This window comes from Chromatiales bacterium, from assembly GCA_020445605.1.
Lineage (GTDB): Bacteria > Pseudomonadota > Gammaproteobacteria > JAGRGH01 > JAGRGH01 > JAGRGH01.
This window is the reverse complement of sequence record JAGRGH010000013.1, coordinates 1-1,194: the sequence shown is the minus strand read 5'-3', so window position 1 is coordinate 1,194 and position 1,194 is coordinate 1. Positions and strand designations below refer to the sequence as shown.

Annotated in this window: 1 protein-coding gene; it reads right to left on the bottom strand. The window is 43.0% G+C overall.

Going from position 1 to position 1,194, the window contains the following annotated elements:
• Positions 1–1,187 (bottom strand): IS256 family transposase (locus tag KDG50_02260; GenBank protein ID MCB1864225.1); only part of this gene is annotated, 1,187 nt, incomplete at its 3' end.
• Between the last annotated feature and the right edge of the window lie 7 nt (positions 1,188–1,194).

The window sequence follows — 1,194 nt, the reverse complement described above, 5'->3', positions numbered from 1 at the left end:
GCTTTTTCTACCTCTTCTCCATCCTTAAATTTAACCCCTTGTACCACTTTTGCAATCAATTGATGGCCTTTGAGTTTTCTCCAATGCTTCTCTGCTGATGTCGCAAGACTGTAAACCATCGAAAGGGTTGCCTGACGTGAACCACACCCTTTTGTTTGGGCTGAACGATGCCTTATGGTTGCAAATGTTGATTCAATCGGATTGGTTGTTCTGATATGTTGCCAGTGCATCGCCGGAAAGTCATAGAAAGTAAAGAGCTTTTCTTTATCCTTCCTAAGACACTCACAAGCTTTTGGATATTTCGCTTCATACAAGGCTATGAATTGATCAAAGGCTTTGAGGCCATCCTTTTTTGTGGGGGACATGTACATCTCATGGATCAGCCTCTTGGCATAGCTTTGGACTGCTTTTGACATTTTATCCAACACATTTGCTGTCTTGTGGACCCAGCATCTTTGATGACGGCAAGATGGAAACTCTTCTTCCAAGGCTGCCCAAAAACCCAAAGCACCATCTCCTACTGCAAGATGTGGGCTCTGGGCAAGTCCCCTTGATTTAAGATCTTGCAACACTTCTTTCCAAGATAGTTTGCTCTCACGAATCCCATCATGAATCGCTATTAGCTCCTTTGTTCCATCCTCTGTGGCTCCCATTATTACTAATAAACATGGCCTCTCTTCAGAAAGACGGACATTAAAATAGATCCCATCTGCCCATATATAAACATAACTCTTCAATGAAATATCCCTTTTATTCCAAACTAGGTATTCCTCCTCCCAGATCTTTTTTAGCCTTACTATATTCGTGGCTGAAAGTCCCTCCACGTTTTCTCCTAAAATTGCCTCCAGTGCCTCTTGCATATCTCCTGTTGACACCCCCTTAAGATAGAGAGCAGGGATTAATGCCTCCAGGCTTGGTACTCTTCTCATGTATCGAGGCAGAATCGCACTTGAAAATGGTATCCCTCTGAGTCGTGGTTGCTGAATTCTCACTACTCCAAGACCTGTTTGGATTTGCCTTTGAGGAAGGTAACCATTCCTTTTCACTATCCTCCTGCCACTTTCATCTCTATGATTCTTATGGAGTTCAAGCTGCTCCTGTACTTCAGCCTCAATTGCTTGTTGAAGCAATTTCCTTGCTCCCTCACGTAAAATCTCTTCTAGCCCTATTGTAAAATCCGAAAAAATGTCATGC